At 56.5% G+C, this 7507-nt stretch carries 6 protein-coding genes and 1 pseudogene; 2 read left to right on the forward strand and 5 right to left on the reverse strand.

Going from position 1 to position 7507, the window contains the following annotated elements; all coding sequences use genetic code 11:
• Positions 1-48: 48 nt before the first annotated feature.
• The 3 genes from D8Z78_RS25405 to D8Z78_RS24025 are packed head-to-tail and all read right to left on the reverse strand — an operon-like array spanning position 49 to position 3408.
• Positions 49-948, reverse strand: coding sequence for a TniQ family protein (locus D8Z78_RS25405; RefSeq protein WP_128910919.1), 900 nt, complete (start codon positions 946-948; stop codon positions 49-51).
• The gene (locus D8Z78_RS24020; RefSeq protein ID WP_121634682.1) at positions 945-1811 is read right to left on the reverse strand and encodes a TniB family NTP-binding protein; all 867 of its coding nucleotides are present in this window, start codon (positions 1809-1811) and stop codon (positions 945-947) included. Before D8Z78_RS24020 ends, D8Z78_RS25405 begins: the two co-directional genes overlap by 4 nt.
• Positions 1780-3408, reverse strand: a complete 1629-nt coding sequence (locus D8Z78_RS24025; RefSeq protein ID WP_082894773.1) for a Mu transposase C-terminal domain-containing protein — start codon at positions 3406-3408, stop codon at positions 1780-1782. The genes D8Z78_RS24020 and D8Z78_RS24025 overlap by 32 nt, the downstream gene beginning before the upstream one ends.
• Positions 3409-3712: 304 nt before the next feature.
• Here D8Z78_RS24025 and D8Z78_RS24030 point away from each other — a divergent pair, with 304 nt between their 5' ends.
• Positions 3713-5152 carry a hypothetical protein gene (locus D8Z78_RS24030; protein ID WP_121634683.1) on the forward strand — a complete coding sequence of 480 codons (1440 nt, stop codon included), beginning with the start codon at positions 3713-3715 and terminating at the stop codon, positions 5150-5152.
• Positions 5153-5605: 453 nt separating this feature from the next.
• The gene (locus D8Z78_RS24035; protein WP_128910920.1) at positions 5606-5917 is read left to right on the forward strand and encodes a hypothetical protein; all 312 of its coding nucleotides are present in this window, start codon (positions 5606-5608) and stop codon (positions 5915-5917) included.
• Positions 5918-6306: 389 nt separating this feature from the next.
• Here the strand turns inward: D8Z78_RS24035 and D8Z78_RS25410 are convergent.
• Together D8Z78_RS25410 and D8Z78_RS24045 are read right to left on the reverse strand one after the other, a co-directional pair.
• Positions 6307-6513: pseudogene (locus tag D8Z78_RS25410) on the reverse strand (IS6 family transposase); the annotation flags it as partial.
• Positions 6514-6654: 141 nt separating this feature from the next.
• Positions 6655-7507: TRAP transporter large permease subunit (locus D8Z78_RS24045; protein WP_128910921.1), on the reverse strand; the 853-nt coding region annotated here is incomplete at its 5' end.

Below are 7507 nucleotides of genomic sequence, written 5' to 3' on the forward strand. Positions count from 1 at the left end.
CTTCGGGGTGTGCTTCTTCTGGTCCATAGGGTTCATCCTTTGAGAGTTTTACTCTCCGGTAAACCCGGGGCGGTTCACAGTGTTGGAGCCGAGTTCTTCAATTGCGCGTCGTGCCGCATGAAGCGCTCTCTCGGATGGCACAAGTCCAGTTGTTCCGAGCCCTCGTGTTCTAGCTCGGCGGCCTATGGCTCCCTGGTCTGCATATCGATATTCATGAAGTCGGGCCCAGCTCTGGAGATTCTCCAAAGCCTCACTCTGTCGCGGAAACGTACGCAACAGACTCCGCGCTGCCCGGTTGTTTCGCGCCACCCGATAGGCAGTGCGAAGCAACGGGTGCTTTGATCCGAGTTCAATCGCAGCGAGAACAATTGTTCTTTGGGCTTGGTTCTCAGAGATCAGCGCATCTGCATCCGCCAATTTCCACAATCGCAGAAGGTCTGACGTTTGTCTGAACTGATGCAGGCTTTGTTGGTCGCCAGAGACTACAGCTGACGCCAATCTTTTAGCCCCCTGAACCGCACGCGCTTTCATACGCTTTGAGATACCAGCATGCGGACATGTCGATACCAGAGACCGACCGCAACTTTCACAGTTTGTCGACCAAGCAAACCGCCAGTGGCGCAATACCAGATCCGGCGTTTGCTCTTGGCAATATGTGCAGGTCTGAAAGTCATGTGTTGCCAGATAGTTCAATGAGCGGGCGCTCAAATTTGGCAATGTCATCGCCGCAATCTCGGTACGTTTTCTTCCAACAGCCGCGCACAATCGGTCTACACAAACTTGCTCAAGGTCGCTCGAGCGGTCGGGCACCCTGCCCCTTTGCAAGCCAAGATAGCCGCACAGTTCTTCGGTTGAACAGTGATTGGCTTGTGCCAGCCGGGTAAGCCAGCTCGAAAGCAGTTCATCGCATAGGGGTGGTGGTCGGCGGGGCAGAAGCTTGATGGTCACTCGGCCTCAACGGCCGTCTCAAGCGGAACCGTCCACGCATGTTTGTTCCAGGTCGGCCGCCATGTCGCGACAGCCTCATCCGTAATCCTCTCTTCCCCAGAATGAATCGCATCGATGGCCAGAGACTTAATCATGATAAAGACGCGGGACGTGACCCCGCCGGTCACCTTCAGGATGGTTCGGAGCGAAGCAACGGTCAGGCCCGAAGGTTTTTCCAGCGCCATGGCCGCGATCAGTGTTTGGATCAGACGTGAGAACTCTACATCGTCTTCCCAAAGCGGCAAAAAATGTTCATCCAACCGGCGCGCAAGCTGGTCATCGCCACGGACGGCATCAAGCGCTTCGTTAACGCCAAAGACCACGAGCGATACGCTAAGCTCATTTGCGAGGAACCGTAGCATGTTGAGGAACCGACGTTGCTCCCTGTAACTGCCGGCAAGCAGATTGTGCACCTCGTCAATCATGAGCATTTTCAGGTCCATGTCTCTGAGATGGTTCAGCGCCCGAACCTCCAGTTCCGAGACTGTGCGACGCCCCCACATGGGCGCGCCAATCGTAGATAGTAAGTGTTGGTAGAACCTTCTCTCATCCGGCGCGGGTGGTGCCTGAAGCAGCAATACAGGTGTCTTGGTGATCCCGAGATCACTCTTGTATTGAGTGGGATACTTGCTCGCCATACGTTTGGCGATCATCGTCTTCCCGATGCCAGGGCTCCCATAGACCATCAAACCTGGCATGCGACTTTGTCGCGGTGTTTCCATCAATGATGTCAATCGATTGAGGACAATCGTTGCACGATCAAAAGCGATCCAATGGTCGCTGCGAATGCGGTCAATTCTTTCGTTTTGGGTCATGAAATTCATCTATGGGATAGGTTGGAAGATCAGGGTTGCCGGTATCAATCGCGAACATTTCACGAGAAGGGTCGCGCTGCTTTGGGGCCTTTGACAGGCGCGCATCCCGCTCTTTACCCAGCCTGGCTGCCTTGGTTTTCTGGCGCGCTGCCTCGGCCAGACGCCTTTGCGCGTCTACCATATCAAACAGCGCCTTTTCGTGGATCCGCCCACCGTGCTTTTCTTTCCATTCTTTGCGGGCGCGGCGACTTTCCCAAAGAGAGATTTCGGGATGACTGAGATTTCGGTAGCGCGCTTCGATCATGCGACCATCGTCTACCTGCACCCAAATCTTCGATAGGTTCCGCGGATCAAATCTGACTTGCGCCTTCTCTTTGCCCCGCCCGATCAAGGACGCAAACGCATCATTCCAGTAGCGCACTTCAAAAAGCGTGATCCCTGTGCGGCCAAGCTTGCGCCATTCAAAAGGCATGAAGCTCGATCGAAACGCGTCCACATCGACAACTTGCCGCCCTGCTGTATCGCCACCCAAATCGCTCCAGGCAGCAAGAGGTGTCCGGCCAAGAGCCCGATGCGGGGTGTTGTGATACCGACAGATTTCAAGATGAAGCCAGTCTTCAAACTCAGCAAGCGTCAAAGTCGCGTTTTGTTCGCTGTTATAGTCACCCTTGTCTTTGGGTGACGAGTGCGTGGTTCCAGGCAATACGTGAACCGAACCCATAGTTGTACCGATCAAGCGCTCAATGTGACCTCCGTAATGCTTGCCGCCCTTGGGACGATAGGAAACATCAATGCCCCAATCCTCGCACGCGGACTTGAACGCTCTGCTGCGGAACTCCTGGGCATTGTCCACATGAACAGCCTTCGGAATACCAGCCGTAGGCCAGGTAAGCTCTTCAAGGGTGCCGGGCACATGCACTGTCTTTCGGCGCACGCAATGGTCGAGACAAAGCGCAACCGACAGAACGGACGGTGCATCGAAACTCACGTATACGCCCAACACCACACGCGTGGTGACATCGATCGCCATCGTCAGGTTCGGCCGCGCAAGAGGCTGTCGATCGATGTGATCGACCAAAAATACATCGGCCTTGGTATGATCGATTTGCACGACGTCGAGTGGGTCGGGAACGTCGAGTTTGCCAGGACGCGCTGCGAACAATTGTCCAGCTACGTCCGCGCCATGTCGCTTTGAGATGACCTTACGCTGGTCCATCGCATCTAGCCGCCGCTTAACTGTTCGACGGGTCGGAGGCTGGAAGCCCTTTGCATCACACTCTGAGCGTATCTCACGCCAAATGCGCAAAAAACTTGAACGTTCTCGAACCAGATAGTAGCGGCTAAGGGTGGTGCTGATGATGCGCTCCACATCCGGAGCAAGACGCCCTTTTCCAGGTTTAGGCCCGCGCCGACCCGGTTGCAGCGCAACGGATCGAGCATCGTTCTCTTTGAGACGACGGTAAAGCTTCCAAGTATAGCTTTTGGAAAGACCCAACTCCCATGCCGCGTCGCCAATGGCACGACCAATTGGGTCGCCCTTTTTTTCAAGCTCAAGAAGCGGCCGCAGAATAGCAGCACGATGTTTCGCAACGGCTTCAGATTTCACAGCGCGTCTTCATCACAAATCGCCGAAAGTTATCCACAGATAATCTTGTATCCTAAATTAGGGTACAGTATCCTAATTAAAGGTACAATGCCACAAATAGAGGTACAAGCAGCCATTGAAAAGTCAGGGAAAAATTAGCCTCTATTCTCTTTAATTAGGGCACAACGACACGAATTGTGGAAAAGGCGTTGATGTTACTCAAATTTGAACTTGACACCCATAAAATTAGACCTCTACGTTTATGGTGGAACGGCAGGAACAGAGGAGGCTCCCGTCATCCATGAACACAATCTGGAGGAACACCATGTCACGAATTTCATATCCGACCGACCTGCGCACGCAGGCCAGAACTAGGGCGCTCTGCCTAGCCCTGGTGGCTGGCCTTGCCGCCCCCGCCATGGCGCAGGACAAGACGTCGTTCAGAGAGCACAGCGGTGTATTGCCCGATGGTACGTCCTGGCTTATCCGTGTCCCCGCAAACTGGAACGGACGGCTGCTACGCGACCTTGATTTCGCTAGCTTCATCCATGTTCCTGGCTACGCCCCGCGTTACGACGATCTGTTGGCGCGCGGCTATGCCTTCGCCGGTCTGGCCCGCCATCCACTGCGGCTCTGGCAGTACGATCCGCAGCGCGAGATCCTGAACCTCGAAACCGTGCAAGACACGTTCACCAAACTCGAGCGCGAGCCGGACATGGTCCTTCAGTACGGATGTTCCGGCGGCGGTCTCGACAGTCTCGCCTCTGCGGAAGTCTACCCCGACAAGATCGACGGTTCTGTCGTGCTTGCTGCGCATACCCCGGTCTGGATCATGAACAGCTTTCTTGACGGCTGGTTCGCGATGAAGACCCTGCTTGGGGCTGACTTCGAAGCACAGGGGCTGGGGCAGGCCTCAGAACTGACAGTGGTCGGGCTGCCCAATGCCGGTGCGGGCGGCGACCGCAACCTCGACGCCATCCGCGCGGCATGGAAAAGCGCGATCGAGAACGCGGGCAAGACATCCGAAGGCCGTGCCCGGCTGGCACTGGCCTTTGCACTCGGCCAGTGGTCGCCGTGGTTGGTCGAAGGCACCGACCTGCCCGACACGGCCGACACGGCAGCGATGGCCGACATGGTCCTGAAATCGGCGATGCGCATTGCCAGCAACGTTGGCGGTACCTCGCGGCTGTTGTTCGAAAACGCGGCCTCTGGCCAACAGTTGTCGAGTAACGAGAGCGTCGACTATGCCGCGTTCTACGCCAATGCAGCGCCCGCTATGAAACAGTTGGTTGAGGCGCTTTATGATGAGGCCGGGCTGGACCTTCAGGCGGACATTGCGACCATCAATGCGGAACCAAGGATCGCGGCGTCCGATTATGCGCTCGACTTTTGGGCTGCGGATGGCCGCACCACGACCGGAGAGCTCGAAGTTCCCGCCATCCGCATCCACATGTTAGGCGATTGGGCGATCCCCTACTCTCTGATGCAGGGCTACGAGGAACTTGTCGAACAGGCCGGGACCACCGACCTCTATCGTCAGGCGCTTGTTCAGGGCACCGGTCACTGCGAGTTTATGGCGGCGGAAAGCAGCGTGATCGTCGAAATCCTAGCCGATCGGGTGACGACTGGCATCTGGCCAGAGACCACCTCTGGGGCGCTGAACACAGCCGCCACCGCGCTTGAAACAGGGTCCGTTCCCCGATTCATCGACCATGGCGACTGGCGCGTCGACGCCTACAACCGCCCGTGGACGCCAGCCCAGTGACACATCGCGGGGCCGGCTTCACGGTTGGCCCCGTCCCTACCGCGTCAGGCATGGCACGGACGAGATGAGCGTCTTGGGATAGTCGTCCTTCGGTTCGTCAAGCACATTGGCCGTCGCTCCGCGCTCGACCACCTTGCCGCCGTACATGTTAATCACAGTGTCGCAGAGGTAGGGTTCCTGAAAAACCAGCTGGATGTCGCGCCGTACCGGCGGCAGACCCCGACATGCCCTCACCGAAAAGCTTCGTCGCGCCAGGAACCTCCAGCACGACGAGGACGCGGGCCAGCGTGGACTTGCTGGAGCCGATTTCAACTACACCACGACAATCCGCGCGGTTGGAAACAAAAGCTGACGCCCTGCAACGCGCGTGTCTCGGACGGTCTGGAGAACCAGCCGCAAACATTGTGGTCCTTTCAATGGAAATAATCGGTGCCACTGATGTTGGGATGGGTGATGGCTGTACCCGAAAGATGGGGATTTTTGCGACAGCACTTTTGGGGATTTTTTGATCCAGCATTTACAAAGTGGCAAGTAAGAGCGGGCGTTTATCTCGAGCGCGCGGCGGCAGGCAGCACCAAGGTGGGCAGCACCAAACTTGTCGGACAGCCGGATGACACTCAGACAGCTCCGGTCGCCCTGTTCGGGGTGCTTACGATTACGCATGATAGCCTCTGTGAAGTTGGCGACATTCGGCCCGATACTATCCGTCTTCGCATGTCGGTCGACGACACGACATTCCAAATGGAGGCTGCGATGACGACCTGATCGCAACCCGTTCCCTGCCTGATGACAGGCTCTTTAGGTTCGGCAGGGACGTGGTGTTCCGATAATGCTGTGCTCCGAACTGTTGCCGATCAAGATCGAGCACGCCTATGAGATGGGCACATCGGAATTGCATTTGAAACAGCATCATGTTGGCAGCCAATCGCGCTGACGACGGACCGAAGCATGCACCCGGGGTGATCTCAGACGAAGGCAGCGAAGATAGCAGAACGGCATAGAAAAGAAACTGTGATCAAATCCGCGGCTAGGCGGTCGGATGCCTATGTCGAAAAGCGCTTGACTGAGACGTCCCCGTTACCGAAGTCCAGAGCCTAGCCTGCGATCTTCACGGCGACTTCGTCTAAATCCCATACTTCGCCGGGGAGTGACTACCGTCGCCACAAAACGTGGCCGATCAGGGACCCGGCCTTGACGGTCCAGAGCCGTTTGGTCTCGTACGAAACGTCCACGCCCCATGCCAGCATCATTTCCTCGACCTCGCGCAGGTTCAAGTTGAACCGGGCGTGGAGCCAGACAACACAAGAATTGATCTTGGGCGGAAACCGGTGACGCTTATAACTGATGTTCTGAGTTTGCATCAGCACCAGCTACGCCGACATTGCTACACCGGCAGCCCATGGCCGATGAATGTGACAATACCCGCGACGCGCGTACAGCATAGAGAACGTCTTGTGGTGACGCCTCGGGCTGCTTGCAGGTGTGAGACCGGCCCCCCAAGCTCAGAACATTACACTTGGGAGCCAGAGCGCAATCTGAGGAAAAATCATCAGCAGCACGATCCCCAGAAGCATCGGCAAGACAAAGATGAGTGCCCCGCGTGCCGTATCCGAAAGCGACAGGTCAGGAACGACAGTGCGCAGCACGAAGAGGTTTAGACCGACCGGCGGGGTAATCGCCGCAATCTCGATCTGGATGGTGACGATAACGCCAAACCAGATCGGATCATATCCAAGGCCCACCACGGTTTCGAGGAAGATCGGCACCACGATAACCAGAATGCTCAGCGGATCGAGGAACATCCCCATGATCAAAAGAAGGATGTTGATCATCACGATGATGACCCATGGTTCGACATCCAGCCCGGTCAGGTAATTTGATACGTCCTGTGGCACGCCCAGCCGGGTCAGGACGAAGGAACTGAAAAGACCGCCGACCAGCAAGAGCATGAACATTCCTGTGGTGCGGACGGTTTTTTGTAATGCCTTCTGCATGACTCCTCCGCGCAAACGGCCCATGACAAGGGCAACCAGAACCGCCGCCGCGGCACCGAAGGCCCCGGTTTCAGAGGGTGTCGCAATGCCGACATAAAGCGAGACGATGATCATCACGGCAATCAGGATCGTTGGAATGGCTTGGGCACTTGTACTGACGCGCTCAGCAAAGCTAACCCTCTGGGTGATGCGCGGTGCGATCTCGGGTTTCATGAGGACCTGGATGATCACGGTCGCGGAAAGGAGTGCCGCCATCATCAGTCCGGGCAGAATGCCCCCCATGATGTCAACGGCAGAGCAAAATTGGACCAAAGGGCAGCGCAAAATGTTGCCACTTTGAAGGTGGCGTGATGAGTGTGCG

Origin of the sequence: Tropicibacter alexandrii (assembly GCF_003667315.2) — a bacterium.
Lineage (GTDB): Bacteria > Pseudomonadota > Alphaproteobacteria > Rhodobacterales > Rhodobacteraceae > Tropicibacter > Tropicibacter alexandrii.